Genomic DNA, 20,396 nt, shown 5'->3' on the forward strand with positions numbered 1-20,396 from the left:
TTGGATGAAAAGCTACATCACCACCCCGATCTACTACGTCAACGGTTCTCCGCATATCGGTCACGCCTTCACCTCCGTGATGGCCGATATCCTGAAACGCAACCGACAGGCGCTGGGGTATGACATGATGCTGTCCACCGGCGTGGACGAGCACGGACAGAAGAACCAGGAAGCAGCGGAAAAAGAGGGAATGTCTGTTGAAGACTACCTCAACATGCGCTGTGCAGAATTCCGCGATGTCTTCGACCGTCTGGACGTGGCTTACGACTATTTCGTGCGCACCAGCCGCGAGGGCCACAAGACGGCTGTCGCTGGAATGGAGCAATCGATCTTCGACAAGGATCTGATCGTCAAGAAGAACTACACCGGCACCTACTGCAAGGGCTGCGAGGAGTTCAAGAAGGAATCCGATCTGACCGAAGAGGGCCAGTGCCCGCTGCACCCGACAATGAAGGTGGAGCAGACGGAGGAGACCAACTACTTCCTGAAGATGGAACCGTTCCGCGAGCGCCTTCTGCAGCACATCGCCGAAAATCCGGACTTCGTGCAGCCCGAAACGTTCAAGAACGAACTGAAGCAGATGCTGTCCGAACCGCTGGAAGATCTCTGCATCTCCCGGCCGAAGGCCCGTGTAACCCTGGGTATCGAACTGCCTTTCGACACCGACTTCGTCACCTATGTCTGGTTCGATGCGCTGGCGAACTACCTCACCAACATCAACTGGCCGGACGCAGGCTACGAGAGCTGGTGGGCGGAATGCGAGCATCTGATCGGCAAGGATATCCTCAAGCCGCATGGCGTCTACTGGCCGATCATGCTGATGGCCGCCGGACTCCCGCTGCCGAAGAAGCTGTCTGTTCACAGCCACTGGGTTGGTGCGGGCGGCGTCAAGATGTCGAAGTCCATCGGCAACGTTGTTGATCCGATCGAGGTCATCGAGAAGCTGGGCGTCGACGCCTTGCGCTGGTACCTCGCCCGGCACATGCGTGCGGACAGCGACAGCCAGATTTCGGTCGATTTCATCACCCAGTCCTACAACACGGAACTGGGCAACAAGATCGGCAACCTGCTGTCGCGGGCAGCCAAGTTCTCCAAGGCCCGTTTTGACGGCAAACTGCCGGCACCGGGTCCGCTGTCAGCCGAGGACGAAGCAATCCGCAAGTCCGTGCTTGAAGCCACCAAGGGCATGGGCGAATGGGTCAACCTTGCTGAAATCCCGGCTCGCATGCAGTCGATCATCACCGTCGCCGACGAGATGAACAACTACTTCGCCGAACAGGCTCCCTGGGATCTCATCAAGAACGAGGAGACCCGCGAGCGTTGCCAGACGGTGATCTACGTGACGCTGGACTGCCTGCGCGTCGTCATGGAAGCGCTGACACAGGTCATCCCTGCATCTGCCGGGAAGGCTCTTGCCATGCTGAACGCACCGGCTGTCGCCTGCCCGTGGAAGCCGGAACTTGACCGGCTGGAAGGCAATAGCGATCTCGGCGAAATCGAGACGCTTTATCCGCGTGTTCAGTAAGCCCGACACGGCTTGATCAAAAAAATGAAGCGCCCCGAGCAGGGGCGCTTCAGATATCCAATCGCACGGAAAGCGATTTGCAGCCACAGAGTGTACGGCGAATGAGCTGGGGCTCTAGAGCAGACCGGCGAATTCCATGGCTTTGTCGATCTCGCGACGGGTTGCCTCGGTCACCGGGGTCAGCGGCAAGCGGACATCTTCGCGGCAAAGCCCCAGCCTGGACAGGCCGTATTTGGCGCAGGCTGCGGGTGGCTCGAGGAACATCGCGGAGTGGAGCGGCAACAGGCGGTCCTGATACTCCCGGGCAAGTTCGAGGTTTTCTGCAAGTGATGCGCTCTGGAAGTCGGCACAAAGGCCTGGAGCCACGTTTGCGGTCACTGAAATGCACCCCTGCCCGCCATGGGCGTTGAAACCCAGTGCGGCGGCGTCCTCTGCACTGAACTGCATGAAAGCCTTGCCGCAAAGTGCCCTTTGCTTGCTGACCCGCTCCATGCTGCCGGTGGCATCCTTCACGCCGATAATCCGCGGCCAGCGTGCCATCTCGGCCATGGCTTCCGGCAATATGTCGATCACACACCGGCCCGGAATATTGTAGAGGATGATCGGGATCGCGCTGTTGTCGTGGAGAACCTGGTAGTGGCTGAGCAGGCCTGCCTGGTTGGGCTTGTTGTAATAGGGCGTCACGACCAGCGCCGCATCTGCGCCAACGGCTTCAGCGTGCTGAAGCATGTCGAGGGATTGTGCCGTTGCGTTGGAGCCAGTGCCGGCAACAACCGGAATGCGGCCGGCCACGAGATCGACGACCCGCTTGATGACGTCCTTATGCTCGATCTTGGAGACAGTCGGGCTTTCGCCCGTCGTCCCGACAGCAACCAGCCCGTCGCTGCCCTGGGCAATGTGCCACTCAACGAGGCGTTCCAGCGCTTCGATGTCAACGCTTCCGTCCCTGAACGGTGTGACAAGGGCGGGAATGGATCCCTTGAGTTCGAGCATGTGGCGTCCTCCCGGATCCGCGCTGTCTGAAAGCGCGGTCCCATGTCCATCGATAGTCATTCCAGATCGATGTGCCACCAAAAACCCGTCACTGGCAACCTGCCCCGTCCCTCATGAACATCTAACTGCATCGTGATCCGCGATCAGGCAGCCAAAAACTCCAAACGGTCATCAAGCCGCGCAGGTGTTATTTCCAGAATTTCGGCGGTCACGACACCTTCAGCAACGAAAGGGTCTTCAGCAACAAACCCTTCAAGTTTTTCCAGGTTAGCGCCGTGCGCAAGGATCCCGCCGCCGCGGTTCGGCTGCAGGCTGCCGACCATCAGGAAATATCCTTGCTCGAACCCGCGTTGGATCCAGGCCTTGTGGCCCTCCATGAATTCGCCTGCCCGGGATTTGTCAGCAAAGGTGAGTGTCACGACAAACATGTCATTCTCCATGTAGGTTTTTAAGAAAGGCAAAGGCGAGTTACTGGATCTTGTTCTGCTGTATTCCGGCAATGACACCGTCCAGCCAGCTCAGGATTTTCGAGACTTCACGCTCGACATAGGCCTTGTCCTTGAATGCCTGGGCGAGTGTCGCGACACCCTGGCTCCAGCCAAGGACATGCATGGCATTGTCCCGCGAATTCTCACCGCAGCCGAGTTCGTTAAACTGTGACTCAAGCCAGTCGCCGAACAAGGCCATGATCTCGTTGGCCTTGTCCCATGAGGGATGATCGATCTTTGCCAGCTCCGTCGTCAGCGTACCGACGGGACAGCCGTAAGCCATGATCTTCGCCTGGTTGACGATGACAATCCGGATAAAACATTCAATCCGTTTCCGTGCTTCATCCGCCGTCTCGTTCCATTTGGCGAGCAGCTCTCTTCGATCCGACAAACGCTTGTCGATCACGGCATCGAGGATCTCGTCCTTGGTCTTGAAATGGTAATAGAAGTTGCCGCGTGAGATTTTGACCGCTGCGGCAATGTCCGCGAAGGACGTCTGCGTAAAACCCTGGGCATAGAAAAGGCTGTCCGCCGCATCCACGATCTGACGCCGTGTCTCGCCTGCCGCAACCATATCCATCTCCCTTCGTATTTCCGCATCATTCGTTAGGACAAGTGACCTATCGACGAATTAGGACGATCGTCCGAATATGTCAAGTTAAGTTCATCAGGAAAACACCCAGGCCGCCCGAGGCAGGCAGTGCGGCACTGCTGCGACGGGTCATTTCAAGCTGACGCGAAACGATTTTCGCTTCCCTCACATCAATGTGAACTCTGGTTGCAGCAACTCCTGACACACCCTGTCAGTAGCTGTTTTTTAGGATGGGTCTCGACGGTCACACCTGATCTGCGGGAGGGAAAAACGCAAAACTTCCATCACTCTCAACGACTTGGTGACTTTCCGCACCCGATCCAACCGATTGAAGATCAATCTCAACAATGTTCTTTTTTATCAACAGCACGCAACCAAGTGCCTTGATCGCGCATTTGTGCACAGGACCGGTGCAATTTCCGACATTGGAATGCCCCGTTCGCTGCCTACCTAGAAGTCGCTTGGTGGCAGACACAGGTCCGGCTGGAGGCACAGCAGCCGGTTCCCGCGTGGAGGGATTGACATGACATTGCTGGATGAGCGGACGCATGAAGCGCCTCTTTCCGCCGTTACCGACCTGTTCGATCGGGTCAGGGCACAGACACTTGCTCTCGCCGCCCCCCTCAGTCCGGAGGATATGGGGTTGCAATCCATGGAGGATGCCAGCCCGCCCAAGTGGCACATGGCACATACCACTTGGTTCTTCGAAGAATTCATCCTGAAGCCTTCGCTACCTGGCTATCAGCCACGCGATGATCGTTTCGCCGTGCTCTTCAATTCGTACTACGTACAAGCCGGCCCAAGGCATACCCGGTCGAGACGGGGCCTGCTTTCGCGGCCCAGCGCCACCGACGTGCTTGACTACCGCTCACATGTCGAAGACGCCCTGCGTGAAGGAGTTGCCCGAAACGCCTTTTCGCTCGAACAGGACAAGCTTGAAGAGCTGATCACCCTCGGCTGTCATCATGAGATGCAGCATCAGGAACTGCTGGTCACCGATCTCCTCCATGCGTTTTCCTTCAATCCGCTGCTGCCTGCCTATATCGAGCCAAAACCGGCACCGGTCAGCGCGGTTGAAACCGCCGAATGGGTTTCCTACGACGGCGGTCTTCTCGAAATCGGCCACGACGGGACCGGCTTTGCTTATGACTGCGAAGGGCCACGTCACAAGGTCTGGCTGGAGCCCTACCGTCTTGCGGATCGTCCCGTAACAAACGGCGAGTGGATTGCCTTCATGGAAGATGGTGGTTACTCAACCCAAACGCTCTGGCTGATGGAAGGCTGGGCCGTGCGAGAGAAGAACGGTTGGGATAGCCCCCTCTACTGGTGGCAACAGGACGGTCAATGGTGGACCTATACCTTGCAGGGACCGCGACCGGTTGATCTTGCGGCACCGGTCGTCCACGTCAGTTACTACGAAGCGGAAGCCTTTGCCCGCTGGGCAGGTCGCCGGTTGCCGACGGAAGCAGAGTGGGAAGCCGCTGCAGAGCCAACCCCGATCGAAGGCAATTTCCTGGAAAGCGGAGCCTTTCAGCCTGTTGGCCGCAGACCCGGCCTTTGGGGCGATGTCTGGCAATGGACCAGCAGCGCTTTCAGCCCCTATCCGGGTTTCAGACCACCCGAGGGGGCCATTGGCGAATACAATGGCAAGTTCATGGTCAACCAGATGGTGCTGCGCGGCGGCTCCTGCGCGACCCCGAAGGACCAGTTGCGGTCGTCGTACCGCACCTTCTTCTATCCACACCAACGCTGGCAGATGCTCGGCCTGAGGCTGGCGGGAGATCAATGATGACCAAGCATGTTTCTCCCGAGAACCAAACGGACGAGATCCAGTCGGATATGTTTCGCGACGACATTCTCTCCGGTCTCCGCCAGGACCGGAAAGCGATCAGCAGCAAATGGCTCTACGACGATGTGGGGTCACATCTGTTCGAAGCGATCACGGAGCTGGATGCCTATTACCCGACCCGAACGGAGATTTCGATCCTCGCCCGGAATGCCAGGAAATATCGCCGTCTACCGGGCGCACGCGGAGCGATGGTGGAACTGGGCAGCGGGTCCAGCCGCAAGACAGACCTGTTGCTGGATGCCTTTCCGGACCTGTCCGTCTACATGCCGATCGACATTTCGGCCAATCACCTGAAAGCTGCCGCCGAAAGGGTTCGCCGCGCATACCCGTCATTGGCGGTAATCCCGGTTGCCGCCGATTTCACACAGCCTTTCGGACAACTGCCCTTGCTGCCCGAGTTGCCAGTGCTGATCTTCTTTCCCGGTTCCACGATCGGCAACTTCGAAAAATCCGAAGCGGCCGCGCTCCTGGCAAACATTCGCTCGGCCATGCCGGAGGCCAGCCTGGTTATCGGTGTCGACCGGCCAAAGGATGCAAAAGTCCTGCAGGAAGCCTATGACGATCCAGCCGGGATCACAGCAGCCTTCAACCAGAACCTTTTGCAGCGGATCAACAGGGAACTGGATGGCGATTTCGATATCGCCGCCTTCGCACACAAAGCCGTCTGGAACGTGAGCGAAAGCCGTATCGAGATGCATCTGGAAAGCCTGGTTCAGCAGCAGGTCTCCATCGCCGGGGAAACCGTCACATTCGCAAAGGGCGAGACAATCCACACGGAAAACTCGCACAAATACAGTGAGGAGGCGTTCGAAGGCATCGCCAGCGATGGCGGATGGCAGATCACCGACGTCGACAGCGACGAGAACTACTGGTTCTCGGTCTATACGTTGCAGGCTGCTTAAGCCCTTCGACTTGGGTCACCAAACAGATGCGGGTGTGGCAACGTTTCAAGGCCTCACCCGCCACTTACTCAATTAGAGCCTGGCGCTTATTCGATCTGTGCGATGAAACCGGCCAGCACCCTGTTGAACCGGTCCGGATACTCCCAGAACATCATATGGCCGCCAAAGGCCTGAACCGAGCTGTTGGGCGTATGGACGGCGAGATAGGCCCTGGCACTGTCGGACCAGTGATCGGCGATCACGAAGGCCGACGGCAGCTTCGCATCGACCTCCTTGGCCGTCTCTAGGTAATTGCTGAAATTTCCGGCCGCCAGATAAACCGCGGCCACGAAAGGTGGCGACTTGGTCGACTGGTCGACAATCCAGCGGGACAGTTCCGGCGTGTAGTCCTGTTCGATCATGACCTCGTCGGCATACCAGTTGATGACGTTGCGTTGGCCTTCAGCTGACTGAATGCCGCTGTAAAGTTCCGCAATTTCCGCGACACTTCCCTCAGCCCAGTCGCCGTCGTTGCCGGTTAGCGGTGTCGGCGAAAGATCGATGCACATATGGGCGGATGCAGCATCCACAGACCTTGTCTTGATGAATTCCCACGTGGTCAGGCAACCGAATGACCAACCCACCAGCACCGGCTTTTCGACCTTGAGATGATCGAGCAACCTTGCAAGGTCGGCCCCCTGGGTAACGTAGTTGTTGCCTTCCAAAGTCAGCGTCGAGCGGCCGTGGCTGCGAGGATCGAAGGTGATGACCCGGTGGTCTTTCGCGAAGGCCTCGATCTGATGTTCGAACACCTGCGTGGTGAAAGTCCAACCGGGAACAAACACGATCGGAAGACCCGAACCGTGATCCTCGTAATAGAGATCGACCCCGGGCTCGACTTCAAAGAAGTCTCCGGCGACTGCCGGAGCTGCCATTGCAAGTGTCAACAGCACCGACCGGCCACATTCGGCCAAAGTTCTCGATGTGTATTCAGTCATGTCTCTCTCCCCTTATGGTCACAGGAAAAGTGCAATGCCCCCAATGGATTATATCATTAACAAAACCTTAACGTGTAATAAAATTTCAAAAATCAATTTATGCGTGTATTTTTATCAGTGACGTTTTGAGCAGTTTCCGAGAACCGTCATCGCCGTGCCAAACCAACTTGGACAGGGACATTTGACTGCCTTGCCAGTGCGGGCAAGACGGGCAAAACCGTAGGGATTTCCGGTAGAAAGGGAGGGATCGTTTTCAACGCGAAACATTTGTTTCACAAATTGACAATGTAAAAAACAAATGGAACAGTAACCGGATGGAAACCATTTCGCCGCCCCATCTTCGCACCGCAATTTCGGCCAATTATGCCGACCTGAGCGATGCATTGCGTACGGCAGCGGATTACATTGCGGAAAACCAGGTGGAAATCGCCACCCGCAGCCTGAGGTCGGTCGCATCGGCCAGTGGTGTTTCGCCGGCGAGCTACACCCGACTTGCAAGGGCACTGGGTTTTTCTGATTACGAAGCGTTGCGCGAACAGGCCCGGAACGAGTTGAGCCACCGTGGGCGGGACACGTTTCAGGACAAGGCCAGGAAACTGCGCTCGGATGCCGACCTGCCTTTGCTGCCACGTCAGGTCTCCGCTTGCATCGACAACATCAAGGCACTGGTGGACGACATTGATCCGGCCGTACTGGATGCTGCTGTCGACCGGCTCAGCCAGTCCCGCAAGATCATACTGATAGGTGCCCTCGCCTCAGCAGGTTTTACCGACTATTTCGCCTATCTGGCCAAGTGGTTCGATGACAGGTGGGTCGTTGCCGGGCGCAATGGCGCCACTCTGGGCAGCACGCTTGCCGGCATTACATCGGCCGACACGGTCATCGTCTTGTCCAAGCACCCATATGCCCACCGTTCGGTGCGCGCGGCAAAAGTGGCGGCAGGAAATGGTGCACAGGTGATCGTCCTGACCGACAGCCACGCCTTTCCAGGGTTGCAATTCGCGAATTACCACTTCATACAACGCACTGAAAGTCCACACTTTTTCTCGTCTTACGCAGCCACGCTTGTGCTTATCGAAACCATTACAGGCATGCTGGTTGCGCGGGCCGGAGCCGAGGCGGAAGCCCGGATCCAGGAGGTCGACAGACACAATCGTCTGCTCGACGAATTTGAAAACGTCTAGCGTGGATCGCCATGCCGGACACAAGAATTCAAACAAAGGGAAGCCAAGTCAAATGATGATGAAACTGAACCTTGCGGGCGCCGTTATGGCGACCAGCATCGCATTCACCGGCGCAGCCTCTGCAGAGCAATTCATCACCATCGGCACTGGTGGTGTGACTGGCGTTTACTATCCGACCGGCGGAGCCATTTGCCGGCTCGTCAACAAGGGCCGCAAGGACCATGGCATTCGCTGCTCCGTGGAGTCCACCGGCGGTTCCGTCTACAACATCAACACGGTGCGTGAAGGCGAACTGGAGTTTGGTGTTGCCCAGTCCGATTGGCAGTATCACGCTTACAACGGCACCTCGCAGTTCGAGGAAAAAGGCCCGTTCGAAGACCTGCGAGCCGTCTTCTCCGTGCACCCCGAGCCGTTCACCGTCGTTGCCCGTGCCGATAGCGGCGTCACGTCCTTCGAGGACCTGAAAGGCAAGCGTGTCAACATCGGCAACCCGGGTTCTGGTCAGCGCGGCACCATGGAAGTTCTGATGGAAGCGATGGGCTGGTCCACGGATGACTTCGCGCAGGCGACCGAGCTGAAGGCTGCAGAACAGTCTGCCGCCCTCTGCGACAACCAGATCGATGCCATGGTTTACACGGTCGGCCACCCGTCCGGTTCCATTCAGGAAGCAACCACGGCGTGCGATTCCAAACTCGTGAACGTTGACGGCCCGGTTGTCGGAAAGCTGATCGAAGACAACAGCTACTACCGCAAGGCCACCATCCCGGGCGGCATGTATCGCGGCAATGACGAAGACGTCACCACCTTCGGTGTCGGCGCGACCTTCATCACGTCCGCCAAGGTGGATGATGAAGTCGTCTACACGCTGGTCAAGTCAGTGTTCGAGAACTTCGATGCCTTCAAGAAGCTGCATCCTGCCTTTGCAAACCTGAAGCCGGAAGAAATGGTGAAGGACGGCCTGTCCGCACCGCTTCATCCGGGTGCTGCGAAGTACTACCAGGAACAGGGCTGGATCAACTAATCCTTGCCAACATTTCGGGTCCGGACCATGTCCGGGCCCGTTTCTCTGCTGCGGCCCATTGAACGACATTTTGGCCAAGGCATTTCTTGATTGAATTAACAGATGCCACGGGCTGCGTGGCTGTCGGGTGCCAGCCGAGCGCAACGCCAATGTTGTGCTTCAGCCGGAAGACCGGGGGAACTTGATGTCTGAACAGAACCAGCCGAACGGACGGGACCAACGACAGGGACTATCCGAAGAAGAACTTCAGGAACTCGTCGCCTCCTCCGATTCCGGGTCCAGGAACCCTGCCGGATCCGTCGGGATGATGATCGCCACCGTGGCCCTGATCTGGTCCTGCTTCCAGGTTCTGCTAGCCTCCCCCATCGTCTACTACGTACTGCCGTCGGACATCATCAACAACAGCCGACAGGTGCATCTGGCGTTTGCGATGTTCCTGGCATTCATGGCCTACCCCGCACTGTCGAGCAGTCCGAGACACCGCGTCCCGATCCAGGACTGGGCCCTGGCGTTTTTCGGCGCCTTCATTTCGCTTTACGGCTTCTTCTTCTACGACAAGATCGTTGCCAACGGTGGTCTGGCCGACGACACCGACAAGTGGTTTGCCCTTGCCGGTATCGTTGTCCTGTTTGAAGCTGCACGCAGGGCACTCGGCCCGGCCATGGCCATCGTCGCAACCGTATTCCTGCTCTACGTCTTCTTCGGCTCCTCAGAATGGGTCCCGGAGGTCATCCGCTGGAAGGGCGCTTCGCTGCAAAAGGCGATGAGCCACATGTGGATCACGTCGGAGGGTGTCTTCGGTATCGCGCTCGGTGTCTCCACCAAGTTCGTCTTCCTGTTCGTGCTCTTTGGCGCATTGCTGGACAAGGCTGGTGCGGGCAACTACTTCATCAAGATGGCCTTCGGCGCGCTCGGTCACCTGAAGGGTGGCCCTGCCAAGGCAGCCGTTGTCGGCTCTGCAGCCACCGGCCTCATCTCCGGCTCGTCAATCGCAAACGTCGTTACCACGGGCACATTCACCATTCCGCTGATGAAGCGCGTCGGCTTCACATCCGAGCAGGCCGGATCGGTTGAGGTCGCATCATCCGTGAACGGCCAGATCATGCCGCCGGTGATGGGCGCCGCCGCCTTTCTGATGGTCGAATATGTCGGCATTTCCTATGTCGACGTGATCACTCACGCCTTTCTGCCGGCCGTGATTTCCTACATCGCGCTGGTCTATATCGTGCACCTTGAAGCCGTTAAGCGGAACATGCCCACCATCGGGCACAAGACCGTTTCAACTCTGCGCACGATCATTGGAATGTTCGTGTTTTTCGCCGCCTTTGCCGCTCTTTGCTATGGCGTGCAATACCCGGTTGGCTGGATTGTCGCCCTGGTACCGGAAGGCGCGTCGTGGATCCTCGCGCTACTGGTGTTCGTTGCCTATATCGCGCTTTTGAAACTGGCCGCCAGCGTTGACGACCTTCATCCGGACGATCCCAACGCCAAGGAGATCACGCTTCCGGATATTTCCCAGATCTACAAGGCTGGTCTCTACTACCTGCTCCCGATCGTCGTGCTGGTCTACTTCCTGATGATCGAGCAGAAGTCACCGGGTCTTTCAGCCTTCTGGGCAACAGCTCTGCTCTTCGCGATCCTTTTGACCCAGCGTCCGATCAAGGCGATCTTCCGGGGCGAGAACGAGACAGTCGAAGCTTTCAAGGCAGGCGTCAACGACCTCGTCCACGGCATGATCGACGGTGCCCGCAACATGATCGGCATCGGTCTTGCAACTGCGACAGCCGGCATCATCGTCGGCACGGTCACCCTGACCGGTATCGGCCAGGTGATGGCCGATCTCGTTGAGTTCGTATCCGGTGGCAATCTGGTGCTGATGCTGGTCTTCGTCGGCGTCCTGTCGCTGATTCTTGGCATGGGTCTGCCGACAACAGCCAACTACATCGTCGTGTCATCACTGATGGCCGGGGTTGTGGTCGAACTTGGCGCGCAATCCGGACTGATAGTTCCGCTCATTGCCGTGCACCTGTTCGTCTTCTACTTCGGCATCATGGCGGACGTAACGCCACCCGTGGGTCTAGCCTCCTTTGCCGCGGCAGCGGTGTCAGGAGGCGATGCCATCAAGACCGGGTTCACGGCTTTCTTCTATTCGCTGCGGACGGTCGCCCTGCCCTTCGTCTTCATCTTCAACACCGATCTTCTCCTGATCGACGTCACGGTGACCCAGGGCATACTCGTCTTCATCATGGCGACGATCGCCATCCTCGTGTTTACCGCAGGTACCATGGGCTACTTCGTGACCAAGAACAGGATCTACGAGAGTGTCGCCCTGGTGCTGATCGCCTTCGTGCTGTTCCGTCCGGATTTCTTCATGAACCGGATCCAGCCTCCGTTCGAGATCGTCTCGCCGGACCGTTTCGTCCAGGCAGTTGGCGATGCACCTGCAGGCAGCGAGATCCGTCTGGTGCTGAGTGGACCGGATTTCGACACCGGCAACACGATGGAGACGCGCATTGCGATCATGCCCGGAAGTGAAGACGGCGGTGAAGCGAGGCTCCAGGCGCTTGGCCTGACGACCCTCGAAGAAGACGGTGTTCTGAAGCTGGAGGAACCCTTCCCGGGGACGCCCTACTTCGAACAGCTCGGAACGTTCGACTTCTACGGCGACGAACCCGTGGTCGTGAAGGAAGCCCGCCTCGAAGCAGATCAATTGCCGAAGGAACTGATCTATATTCCGGGGCTTCTGCTTCTGGCCCTTGTCTTCCTGCTCCAGCGCGCCCGCGCTGGCCGGACCAACCGTGAAGAAGGAGTAGCGGCATGACGAAATCCATTTTGTGTGCCGTCGACGTCCAGCAGGATAACGACACCAAGGTTCTGGAAACGGCCGACAAGCTCGCCCGACTGGACGGTGCCCAGCTCGATGTGATCACGGTCGTCCCGAGCGCCGGCATCAATCTTGTCGCGTCCTATTTTGACGAGAACTTCCAGGGCCAGATGGTGACGGAAACCCAGAAGAAGCTGGTCGAGAAGGTCTCAAGCATCCTCGGGGCGGAAAGAAACAGCGAAATCCGGCATCTGGTCGCCACCGGCTCCATTTACGAGGAAATCCTGGAAGTCGCGAAAAAGATCGGGGCAGACCTCATTGTCATTGGCGCCCACCAGCCGCATCTGAGCGAATTCCTGCTTGGACCAAACGCAGCGCGGGTCGTGCGTCACTCGAAATGCTCGGTCTATGTGGTGAGGAACTGAGGCCTCAGCCGGCATCCAGCAGCGCGGATTTCAGTCGCTCGGCCTCCGTGCCGAGCGGCCGCATGTTTGGCCAGGCGATGTAATAGCCCATTCCCGTCTTGAGCGTAGCGCCGTCCAGCGGCACGAGCCTTCCCGAAGAAATCTCTTCCCGCAACAATGGCAAGGCGCCAAGCGCAATGCCGAGCCCCTTCAAGGCCCGCCCTATAGACTGATTGTAGCTTGCACATGACTGAACAGGCCAATCTTTCAGATCCAATCTCCCTGACCGCTGGATCCAGCCAGTCCAGTCGATCCAGTTCGGAGCAAGACGCGGGTAGTTGAGAAGCGCCGGCTGTTTACCGCCACCTCCTGACCGCAGGGCGTCAATAATTTCCGGCATGCCGACAGGTGTCAGGACCTCCTGAAACAACAATTCCGACTGCCAGCCCGGAAACCGGCCGTCCCCGTGCAGGATGACAAGGTCGTGCTCTGGTTTGAGCAGGTCTCCCAGATCGTCTGCTGTTGCCAGATTGAACAGGCAGGCTTCGTCTGACAGTGCAAATTCCTTGAGCTTCGGCTGGAGCCAGAAGGCAGCAAGTGCCGTCACTGACGCAATCCGCACGACGGGCCTCTCCGGCACTTTCAGCGCGCTCAGCGCCTGAGTCAGATAATCCAGTGTCATGCCGGTCTTCTCGGCAAGATATGTTCCTGCCTCAGTCGGCTGAAGCCTGCGACCGGACCGCTCGAACAGGTCGACGCCCAGCCAGTCTTCCAGCTGCCGGATGCGTTTGGAAACGGCCGCTTGTGTCACAAAGAGTTCTTCTGCAGCCTCTGTAAAGTTCAGATGACGCATGGCGGCTTCAAAGAAGACCAATGTGTCGAGCGGCGGGAGTGATTTCCGATAAGCTTGCATTACTGCAGGTTATCCAATGAACTGATTTTTTCCAGTCTTTTAAGAATTCAAAACCCGCCCGATATTCCAACCAGTTGAACTGGAGACGATAACAGATGGCGGAACTGGACTGGCACGCGGAGCGCAGCGACCTTCAGGGACTGGCGCAGCTTGACCGCGCACCCGAGGTGGAAGGGATCGATCTGGTGGCCGTGCGCACATACCGGCAGCAGCGCGTGCGGCAGAAGATGGCCGAATATGATGTTGATGCGGTAATCCTTTCCGACCCGGTCAACATCCGCTATGCGACCGGCACGCGGAACATGCAGGTTTTTTCCATGCGCAATGCCCCGTCGCGCTACCTGCTGCTGACCCAGAACCGCTCCATTCTTTTCGAGTTCACCGGCTGTCTTCATCTTGGAGAGGGGTACGAAACCGTCGATGAGGTCCGCCCTTCGAAGACTGCGAGCTTTGTCGCTGCCGGTCCTCATATTGCAGAGCGCGAACGCGTATGGGCAGCGGAGATGGCAGATACCATCCATGAGCTGACAGGCTTGAAGGAAGCCACGGTGGGGCTGGAACGTCTTAATGCTGGAACGGCCATTGCGCTGAAAGAAGCCGGGCTCAACGTGGTCGACGCGCAGCAACCCGTGGAGATGGCGCGCGCGATCAAATCGCCGGAAGAAATGAAATGCGTGATTGCTTCGTTGCGCGCGACGGAAATAGGCGTCGGCAAGCTGCGTGAAGCAATTCGCCCGGGGCTTACCGAAGCCGAACTCTGGTCAGTGCTGCACAAGTCGATCATCGCGCAGAACGGCGACTATGTCGAAACGAGACTGCTGAATGCAGGTGCGCGCACCAATCCATGGTTCCAGGAAACTTCTGACAACGTCATCGGCGCCAACGAGCTGATAGCCCTCGATACGGATGTTGTCGGCTGCCACGGTTATTATGCCGACTTTTCACGCACCTTCCACTCCGGCCCGGACCGGCCGACGGACACCCAGCGCGAACTTTACAAGGTCGCCTACGAGCAGGTTCACTACAACATGGGCATTCTGATGCCCGGAATGAGCTTCCGGGAATATGCCGACCGGGCGTGGAACATCCCCGACCGCTACTATGCCAACCGCTACTATCTGTCTGCCCATGGCTGTGGCATGACCGGCGAATACCCCTACCTCTATCACCATGGCGACTTTCCGGACGCCGGATATGACGGCGTCGTGGAACCGGGCATGACACTGTGTGTCGAAAGCTACATTGGCGAGGATGGTGCCAAGGAAGGCGTCAAGCTGGAGCAGCAGGTCTTGATCACCGAAACCGGCATCGAGACACTGTCGATGTTTCCGTTCGAGGCACATCTGCTGACCTGATGAGCAGCTCAGCTCCGGAGCGCCAGGACAAGGGCAAACAAACCGACGAAAACGAGGCTGGCTGCCCAGACCCTGTCCAGGTTGAACCACGCCTTTTGCAGGAACCGCAGGCCCAGCCAGAAATAGACGCCGATGGCCAGAAGGCCACCGGCAAGCGCCATGGCGAGCGTGTGGACCGCGGCCACGAGCAACGCCATCCTCAAATCTGCCCCCATGAGTGTTCCGGCCGCCGCGTGGCCTGCCTCCTGCTCCATTGCGCAGATGCCCAGGTAGATTGGCACCAGCATGAGCCCTGCCCCATGGGCAATCGCCACCAGAAAGGACCAGAGGCCGAGCTTCGCTGGTGAAATACGGGCCAGAAAGCGTGGATGGCGATCAGCGATCAGCAGGTACAGCCCCATGCCGATCACCAGACAGGCAGCGCCAATGCGGATTTCCCGTTCCAGGGAAACCAGCGTGATCATTGCCGAAAAAGGCAAGAGAATAACCAGCATCGCCGCCAGATGCCCGACCGCCAGCAGCAACAACGCACGCGGCAGGGCCAGCGTGCGTTGTTCCATCAAGGCAGCCGACACCGCCAGCGGCCAACCCATGCCCGGGTTCACGCCGTGATAGAGACCAGACGCAACGACGGCCCACCAGAGAGCCGACAAACTCGCCTCTTCCAAAACCTAGACCGACGGGAAGCAGAAACTGTCGGTAGAGCAGTCCCCGCCTTCAAGCCGGATCTGGTGCGACCTGTAGCCCGCCGGAAACTCGACCCAGAAATCCGGATCGAGCGTCAATCCGCCACCGGCTCCTACACGAGCCATCACCATCGCGGCGCCGCGCTCTCCCGGATAGAACTGTTCGTCCCAGGTGGAATAGAGCGAGTTGGTCCAATAGACGCGCTGACCATCCCGGCTGATCTCGACCATTTGCGGTCCGTAACCGAAGTCCTTGCCGTTCGGGTGTTTCGTCTTCTTCACGATCCCGCCGATCTCGACCTTGCCGGCGAGCGTCGGGTTCATTGGGTCGGAGACATTATACTGATGCATTTCACCGGTGCCCCAGCATGCGACGTAGAGATATTTGTCATCGAGGCTCAGGTCGATGTCGGTCACCAGCGGTGGAACAGCGGAAAACCCCTTCAGCATTTCAGGCAGGTCTGCGGGATCGGCCGGCTGCGGGTCGATGGTGATGGTCTTCTTGGCTTCAAACGTGCCATCGTCCTTGCGCCACCAGGTGAAGATAGCCCCTTGCAGGTTGGTTGTGTCGACGACAACGCCACAAAAGCCGTATTGTTTGGCGGGATCGTGGGCAGGGCGAACCTCTAGCGCCATCTGGTGGTTTTCGCCCAGATCGATGGTCTGGATGTTCTTTCGCCCGCGCAGATCCCAGAAATGCAGGCTGTGGCCGTATTTATTGGACAGAAGGTCTTCCGCGACGAGACCGTTCTCGAACTGTGGCGGCAGTCCCCACTCCGACGACACCATGTAGTCGCGCGGCAGGTTCCACCAGAAATCATAGTGTTTGTCCTGGATGCCACGATCCATTTCATACCGGCCGAGAATGTCGAAGGTCTCGCAGTCCATGATAAAGATGCCCGGAGGCCCGTCGGTGCCATCCGCACCGCCTCCCCCAAGAGTCGAGACATAGATGCCCTCCGGCCCGCAATGGATGGTGTGCGGGCGGGAATAACCAGTCTTGGCGAAGACTTCTTCCGGTTCGATGATCTTGTGAATTTTCGCTTGAAGCGGCTCTTTCACGTCAACGACGTAGATGCGTGACGACCGGATGCCCGGGATGATCAGGTAACGGCGCTCTAGAAAGGCATGCCCTGTCAGTGGCGACAATGCCGAAGAACAGGCGTTCCACCCGAAATGGTGGAATTCGTCTCCCTTGTTCGGCATGAAGACGGTATGCACGATCTTGCCGTAGTCAGGACTTTGCGGATCGACATTGACGACAGCCAGACCATCGGGTTGAGAGAAATCTGGACTGAGCATCAGGGTGAAAGCCAGCTTCTCAACCGGCGCTTCCATTGCCATGCGCGGCGTCGGATAAAAACTCGGATCGGGCCTTAAATTCATGTCGTCCTCCCTAAACGTGATGACATTCAAGACGGGATGTCCGCATTCCTCTTCTTGTTGTTACCGACCTCCCGAATTCATCTCCTGTGCTGCTTGTCCTGCGTTTTGCAGCCGGGCCGCGCCAAAGATCACCGTGCCGACCAATGGCATTTCCGATTGCGACTTTAGTACAATGCCCGAAATACGTTCAGGGGTCGATGACGAAAACGCATCCTAACTTTGACGAAGAAGAAAGAACAGAAAACCTCAAAACTGGAACTTATCGCGACCGGGTTTCACTGAGGTCCAATTTTGCGCAATAATTTGCCTCAGAACAAAAATCGACCCTAGGCAATCCTGCCATTGCCGCCTATTTAATCGTAAGATTGCGATGGATCGAACAAACCTTGGCTCGATCCACGCCTTCCTTTACTGCCCGACCCGTTCCGGAGACCCTTTCACATGAGTGACCCGACCTACACCCCGCCCAAAGTCTGGACCTGGGAACAGCCGAGCGGCGGCCAGTTCGCCAATATCAACCGGCCTATTTCCGGTTCAACCCACGAGAAGGACCGGCCTGTCGGCAAGCATCCGCTTCAGCTTTATTCTCTGGCAACCCCGAACGGCGTCAAGGTGACGGTGATGCTCGAGGAGTTGCTCGCGCTCGGTCACAAGGATGCTGAATATGATGCCTGGCTGATCAAGATCAACGAAGGCGACCAATTCTCCAGCGGTTTCGTGGAAGCCAATCCCAATTCCAAGATCCCGGCGCTTGTCGACCACTCGACCGAGACCCCGACGCGCGTGTTCGAATCCGGCTCCATTCTGCTGTATCTGGCCGAGAAATTCGGTGAATTCCTGCCCAAGGATCCGGCGAAGCGCACCGAAACGCTGAACTGGCTGTTCTGGCAGATGGGATCCGCCCCTTATCTTGGCGGCGGCTTTGGCCATTTCTACGCCTATGCGCCGGAAAAGTACCAATACCCCATCGATCGCTTCGCAATGGAAGCCAAGCGCCAGCTTGACGTCCTCGACAAGGCGCTGGCTGATCGCCCCTACATCGCCGGTGACGACTATACCATCGCCGATATGGCGATCTTCCCCTGGTATGGCGGAATGGTTCTTGGCCGCGCCTATGATGCGGCGGAATTCCTCTCCGTTCACGAATACAAGAATCTCCTGGCCTGGGCCCAGAAGATCGATGCCCGCCCGGCGGTTGTTCGCGGGCGCAAGGTGAACCGGACCTGGGGAGAAGATCACGAGCAGCTTCCGGAGCGTCATGATGCCGCGGATCTGGACGCAAAAGCCGCGCTGGACCCTGCTGCAGAATAAATTTTCGTCCGGCAGCGGCTCTTTCCCCAGGAACCGCTACCGGGGTTTTACGCACGACCAGTCTTTGGTCATTTTGCCTTGATATGTGTATAGGGCCGGGAAAATTTACTAATTCCGGGCCCTATTTGAGTATTCCGACTGCCGAATGCCCTCTCCCACAGTTTCCGATACCCCTATTTTGTAAATCCCGTGAAATTTATATCGCGCTGCTCTCACTGTGCAGTGCGGTAATACCCTCCAAATTCAATCGCAAGACACCTTGTCATAAGTAATATTTTCGTTTCTAAATTCGCAGCACGTTTGTGAGGGACAGGACGCACGGGGGGAGTTTGTTAGTCAATCCGGCCAACTTGCCCTTACCAGAGGCCAATTCCTCGACACTTGCTGGAGAGACGTATGCCAGAAGCCCTAAAGATCGGCACACCAAAGGAAACCTTCCCCGGGGAGAACCGTGTGGCGATGACACCCGAATCCGCAAAGCAGCTGCAGAAGCTTGGCTTCTCCTGCCTTGTGCAAAGCGGAGCCGGGACCGCCGCAGGATTTTCCGACCAGGCTTATGAAGAAGCCGGCGTTGAAATCGTCAAGACTGCCGCAAGTCTTTGGAAGAAATCGGACATCGTAACCAAGGTCCGGCAGCCCGATGACAAGGAATTGGGCTATCTGACAAAGGACAAGACCCTGATTTCCTTCTTCAACCCGGGTGGGAACACCGACGGGCTGGAAAAGGCGAAGGAATCGGGCGCCAGCGTCATTGCCATGGAGATGGTGCCGCGTATCTCGCGTGCCCAGAAGATGGATGCTCTCAGCTCCATGGCCAACATCGCCGGATATCGCGCCGTTATCGAGGCGGGCAACAATTTCGGCCGTTTCTTCACCGGCCAGATCACTGCTGCCGGCAAGGTACCGCCTGCGAAGGTACTGGTCGTGGGAGCAGGCGTCGCGGGTCTTGCGGCCATCGGCACATCCACGTCGCTCGGCGCGATCACCTATGCATTCGACGTGCGCCCGGAAGTGGCCGAGCAGGTCGAATCGATGGGCGCCGAATTCGTTTATCTGGATTTTGAAGAAGAACAGCAGGATGGCGCTGCGACCGGCGGTTATGCCAGCGTTTCCTCGCCAGAGTTCCGCGAAGCCCAGCTTGCAAAATTCCGGGAACTGGCTCCGGAGATGGACATTGTCATCACCACGGCTCTGATCCCGAACAGGGACGCACCAAAGCTGTGGCTGGAAGACATGGTCAAGGCCATGAAGCCGGGCTCGGTCATCGTCGATCTTGCCGCTGAACGCGGCGGCAACGCGGAAGGAACGGTCAAGGACGAGAAGGTCGTCACCGAAAATGGTGTCACGATCATCGGCTATACCGACTTCCCCTCGCGCATGGCCGCTCAATCGTCCACGCTTTATGCCACCAACATCCGCCATATGCTGACCGACCTGACGCCAGAGAAGGATGGTCAGATCGTTCACAACATGGAAGACGACGTCATCCGTGGCGCGACCGTGACCCATGAAGGCGAGATCACCTTCCCGCCGCCGCCTCCCAAGGTGCAGGCAATTGCGGCGAAATCGAAGGAAAAGCCGAAGGAACTGACGGCGGAAGAAAAGCGTGCGCAGGAAACTGCCGCCTTCAAGGCACAGACCAAGCAGCAGGTGACCCTGCTGGCGGTCGGTGGTCTGCTTCTGCTGCTGGTGGGCCTCATCGCCCCGGCCAGCTTCATGCAGCATTTCATCGTTTTCGTGCTCTCGGTATTCGTCGGTTTCCAGGTGATCTGGAACGTCAGTCACTCGCTGCACACGCCGCTGATGGCTGTCACCAACGCCATTTCGTCGATCATCATTCTCGGCGCGCTGATGCAGATCGGATCCGGATCGTTCCTGGTCATCTTGCTGGCAGGCCTGTCCGTCTTCATGGCCGGGATCAACATCTTCGGCGGTTTCCTCGTCACCCGGCGCATGCTCGCCATGTTCCAGAAATCCTAAGGAGGC

General features: G+C 57.8%; 17 protein-coding genes. 10 read left to right on the forward strand and 7 right to left on the reverse strand.

The genetic code is table 11. The features are described from left to right. Positions 1 to 4: 4 nt before the first annotated feature. Positions 5 to 1,525 carry a methionine--tRNA ligase gene (gene metG / locus FIV03_RS24465; protein ID WP_152511309.1) on the forward strand — a complete coding sequence of 507 codons (1,521 nt, stop codon included), beginning with the start codon at positions 5 to 7 and terminating at the stop codon, positions 1,523 to 1,525. A gap of 114 nt (positions 1,526 to 1,639) precedes the next feature. On the opposite strand, the gene dapA is transcribed toward metG, so the two are convergent. The 3 genes from dapA to FIV03_RS24480 form a co-directional block, all read right to left on the reverse strand. Next, positions 1,640 to 2,518 (reverse strand): 4-hydroxy-tetrahydrodipicolinate synthase, encoded by an 879-nt coding sequence (dapA, locus tag FIV03_RS24470; protein ID WP_152511310.1) that lies wholly within the window; start codon positions 2,516 to 2,518, stop codon positions 1,640 to 1,642. 143 nt (positions 2,519 to 2,661) lie between these two features. Next, positions 2,662 to 2,946 carry a hypothetical protein gene (locus FIV03_RS24475; protein WP_152511311.1) on the reverse strand — a complete coding sequence of 95 codons (285 nt, stop codon included), beginning with the start codon at positions 2,944 to 2,946 and terminating at the stop codon, positions 2,662 to 2,664. Positions 2,947 to 2,986: 40 nt separating this feature from the next. Further along, positions 2,987 to 3,586, reverse strand: coding sequence for a TetR/AcrR family transcriptional regulator (locus FIV03_RS24480; RefSeq protein WP_353622326.1), 600 nt, complete (start codon positions 3,584 to 3,586; stop codon positions 2,987 to 2,989). 535 nt (positions 3,587 to 4,121) lie between these two features. Between FIV03_RS24480 and egtB the strand changes: the two genes are divergently transcribed. Further along, positions 4,122 to 5,387, forward strand: a complete 1,266-nt coding sequence (egtB, locus tag FIV03_RS24485; RefSeq protein WP_152511313.1) for an ergothioneine biosynthesis protein EgtB — start codon at positions 4,122 to 4,124, stop codon at positions 5,385 to 5,387. Then, entirely contained in the window at positions 5,387 to 6,349 is a 963-nt protein-coding gene (gene egtD, locus FIV03_RS24490; protein ID WP_173013933.1) for an L-histidine N(alpha)-methyltransferase, read from the forward strand. Before egtB ends, egtD begins: the two co-directional genes overlap by 1 nt. 86 nt (positions 6,350 to 6,435) lie before the next feature. Here the strand turns inward: egtD and FIV03_RS24495 are convergent, their stop codons facing one another. Further along, entirely contained in the window at positions 6,436 to 7,326 is an 891-nt protein-coding gene (locus FIV03_RS24495) for an alpha/beta hydrolase (RefSeq protein ID WP_152511315.1), read from the reverse strand. 314 nt (positions 7,327 to 7,640) lie between these two features. Here FIV03_RS24495 and FIV03_RS24500 point away from each other — a divergent pair, with 314 nt between their 5' ends. From FIV03_RS24500 to FIV03_RS24515, 4 genes are all read left to right on the forward strand, one after another. Then, on the forward strand, positions 7,641 to 8,510 hold the full coding sequence (locus FIV03_RS24500) for a MurR/RpiR family transcriptional regulator (protein WP_055659167.1): 870 nt from the start codon (positions 7,641 to 7,643) through the stop codon (positions 8,508 to 8,510). Positions 8,511 to 8,562: 52 nt separating this feature from the next. Continuing rightward, the gene (locus tag FIV03_RS24505) at positions 8,563 to 9,531 is read left to right on the forward strand and encodes a TAXI family TRAP transporter solute-binding subunit (RefSeq protein ID WP_023000225.1); all 969 of its coding nucleotides are present in this window, start codon (positions 8,563 to 8,565) and stop codon (positions 9,529 to 9,531) included. A gap of 184 nt (positions 9,532 to 9,715) precedes the next feature. Next, entirely contained in the window at positions 9,716 to 12,352 is a 2,637-nt protein-coding gene (locus tag FIV03_RS24510) for a TRAP transporter permease (RefSeq protein ID WP_152511316.1), read from the forward strand. Continuing rightward, the gene (locus FIV03_RS24515) at positions 12,349 to 12,780 is read left to right on the forward strand and encodes a universal stress protein (protein WP_152511317.1); all 432 of its coding nucleotides are present in this window, start codon (positions 12,349 to 12,351) and stop codon (positions 12,778 to 12,780) included. The genes FIV03_RS24510 and FIV03_RS24515 overlap by 4 nt, the downstream gene beginning before the upstream one ends. 4 nt (positions 12,781 to 12,784) lie before the next feature. Here the strand turns inward: FIV03_RS24515 and FIV03_RS24520 are convergent, their stop codons facing one another. Then, on the reverse strand, positions 12,785 to 13,672 hold the full coding sequence (locus FIV03_RS24520) for a LysR family transcriptional regulator (protein ID WP_152511318.1): 888 nt from the start codon (positions 13,670 to 13,672) through the stop codon (positions 12,785 to 12,787). A gap of 95 nt (positions 13,673 to 13,767) precedes the next feature. On the opposite strand from FIV03_RS24520, the gene FIV03_RS24525 reads away from it, so the two are divergent. After that, positions 13,768 to 15,027, forward strand: a complete 1,260-nt coding sequence (locus FIV03_RS24525) for a Xaa-Pro peptidase family protein (RefSeq protein ID WP_152511319.1) — start codon at positions 13,768 to 13,770, stop codon at positions 15,025 to 15,027. Positions 15,028 to 15,035: 8 nt separating this feature from the next. Here FIV03_RS24525 and FIV03_RS24530 read toward each other — a convergent pair whose 3' ends face one another. Then, entirely contained in the window at positions 15,036 to 15,620 is a 585-nt protein-coding gene (locus tag FIV03_RS24530) for a hypothetical protein (RefSeq protein WP_286202316.1), read from the reverse strand. Positions 15,621 to 15,698: 78 nt separating this feature from the next. Then, positions 15,699 to 17,099 carry a selenium-binding protein SBP56-related protein gene (locus tag FIV03_RS24535; protein ID WP_152511321.1) on the reverse strand — a complete coding sequence of 467 codons (1,401 nt, stop codon included), beginning with the start codon at positions 17,097 to 17,099 and terminating at the stop codon, positions 15,699 to 15,701. A gap of 441 nt (positions 17,100 to 17,540) precedes the next feature. On the opposite strand from FIV03_RS24535, the gene yghU reads away from it, so the two are divergent. Together yghU and FIV03_RS24545 are read left to right on the forward strand one after the other, a co-directional pair. Next, complete coding sequence (yghU, locus tag FIV03_RS24540) at positions 17,541 to 18,410, forward strand: glutathione-dependent disulfide-bond oxidoreductase (RefSeq protein WP_152511322.1); 870 nt, start codon at positions 17,541 to 17,543, stop codon at positions 18,408 to 18,410. Between the two features lie 396 nt (positions 18,411 to 18,806). Beyond that, complete coding sequence (locus FIV03_RS24545; RefSeq protein ID WP_055659157.1) at positions 18,807 to 20,390, forward strand: Re/Si-specific NAD(P)(+) transhydrogenase subunit alpha; 1,584 nt, start codon at positions 18,807 to 18,809, stop codon at positions 20,388 to 20,390. The last annotated feature ends 6 nt before the right edge of the window (positions 20,391 to 20,396 follow it).

The sequence above is a fragment of the Labrenzia sp. THAF187b genome (assembly GCF_009363375.1).
Taxonomy (GTDB): domain Bacteria; phylum Pseudomonadota; class Alphaproteobacteria; order Rhizobiales; family Stappiaceae; genus Roseibium; species Roseibium algicola.

Coding starts and splice junctions, on each gene's coding strand:
- FIV03_RS24530 (WP_286202316.1), bottom strand. CDS start 15,620: ATGGGTTGGCCGCTGGCGGTGTCGGCTGCCTTGATGGAACAACGCACG.
- yghU (WP_152511322.1), top strand. CDS start 17,541: ATGAGTGACCCGACCTACACCCCGCCCAAAGTCTGGACCTGGGAACAG.
- FIV03_RS24475 (WP_152511311.1), bottom strand. CDS start 2,946: ATGTTTGTCGTGACACTCACCTTTGCTGACAAATCCCGGGCAGGCGAA.
- dapA (WP_152511310.1), bottom strand. CDS start 2,518: ATGCTCGAACTCAAGGGATCCATTCCCGCCCTTGTCACACCGTTCAGG.
- FIV03_RS24520 (WP_152511318.1), bottom strand. CDS start 13,672: ATGCAAGCTTATCGGAAATCACTCCCGCCGCTCGACACATTGGTCTTC.
- FIV03_RS24545 (WP_055659157.1), top strand. CDS start 18,807: ATGCCAGAAGCCCTAAAGATCGGCACACCAAAGGAAACCTTCCCCGGG.
- FIV03_RS24495 (WP_152511315.1), bottom strand. CDS start 7,326: ATGACTGAATACACATCGAGAACTTTGGCCGAATGTGGCCGGTCGGTG.
- FIV03_RS24515 (WP_152511317.1), top strand. CDS start 12,349: ATGACGAAATCCATTTTGTGTGCCGTCGACGTCCAGCAGGATAACGAC.
- egtB (WP_152511313.1), top strand. CDS start 4,122: ATGACATTGCTGGATGAGCGGACGCATGAAGCGCCTCTTTCCGCCGTT.
- FIV03_RS24505 (WP_023000225.1), top strand. CDS start 8,563: ATGATGATGAAACTGAACCTTGCGGGCGCCGTTATGGCGACCAGCATC.
- egtD (WP_173013933.1), top strand. CDS start 5,387: ATGACCAAGCATGTTTCTCCCGAGAACCAAACGGACGAGATCCAGTCG.
- FIV03_RS24525 (WP_152511319.1), top strand. CDS start 13,768: ATGGCGGAACTGGACTGGCACGCGGAGCGCAGCGACCTTCAGGGACTG.
- FIV03_RS24480 (WP_353622326.1), bottom strand. CDS start 3,586: ATGGATATGGTTGCGGCAGGCGAGACACGGCGTCAGATCGTGGATGCG.
- FIV03_RS24500 (WP_055659167.1), top strand. CDS start 7,641: ATGGAAACCATTTCGCCGCCCCATCTTCGCACCGCAATTTCGGCCAAT.
- FIV03_RS24510 (WP_152511316.1), top strand. CDS start 9,716: ATGTCTGAACAGAACCAGCCGAACGGACGGGACCAACGACAGGGACTA.
- metG (WP_152511309.1), top strand. CDS start 5: ATGAAAAGCTACATCACCACCCCGATCTACTACGTCAACGGTTCTCCG.
- FIV03_RS24535 (WP_152511321.1), bottom strand. CDS start 17,099: ATGAATTTAAGGCCCGATCCGAGTTTTTATCCGACGCCGCGCATGGCA.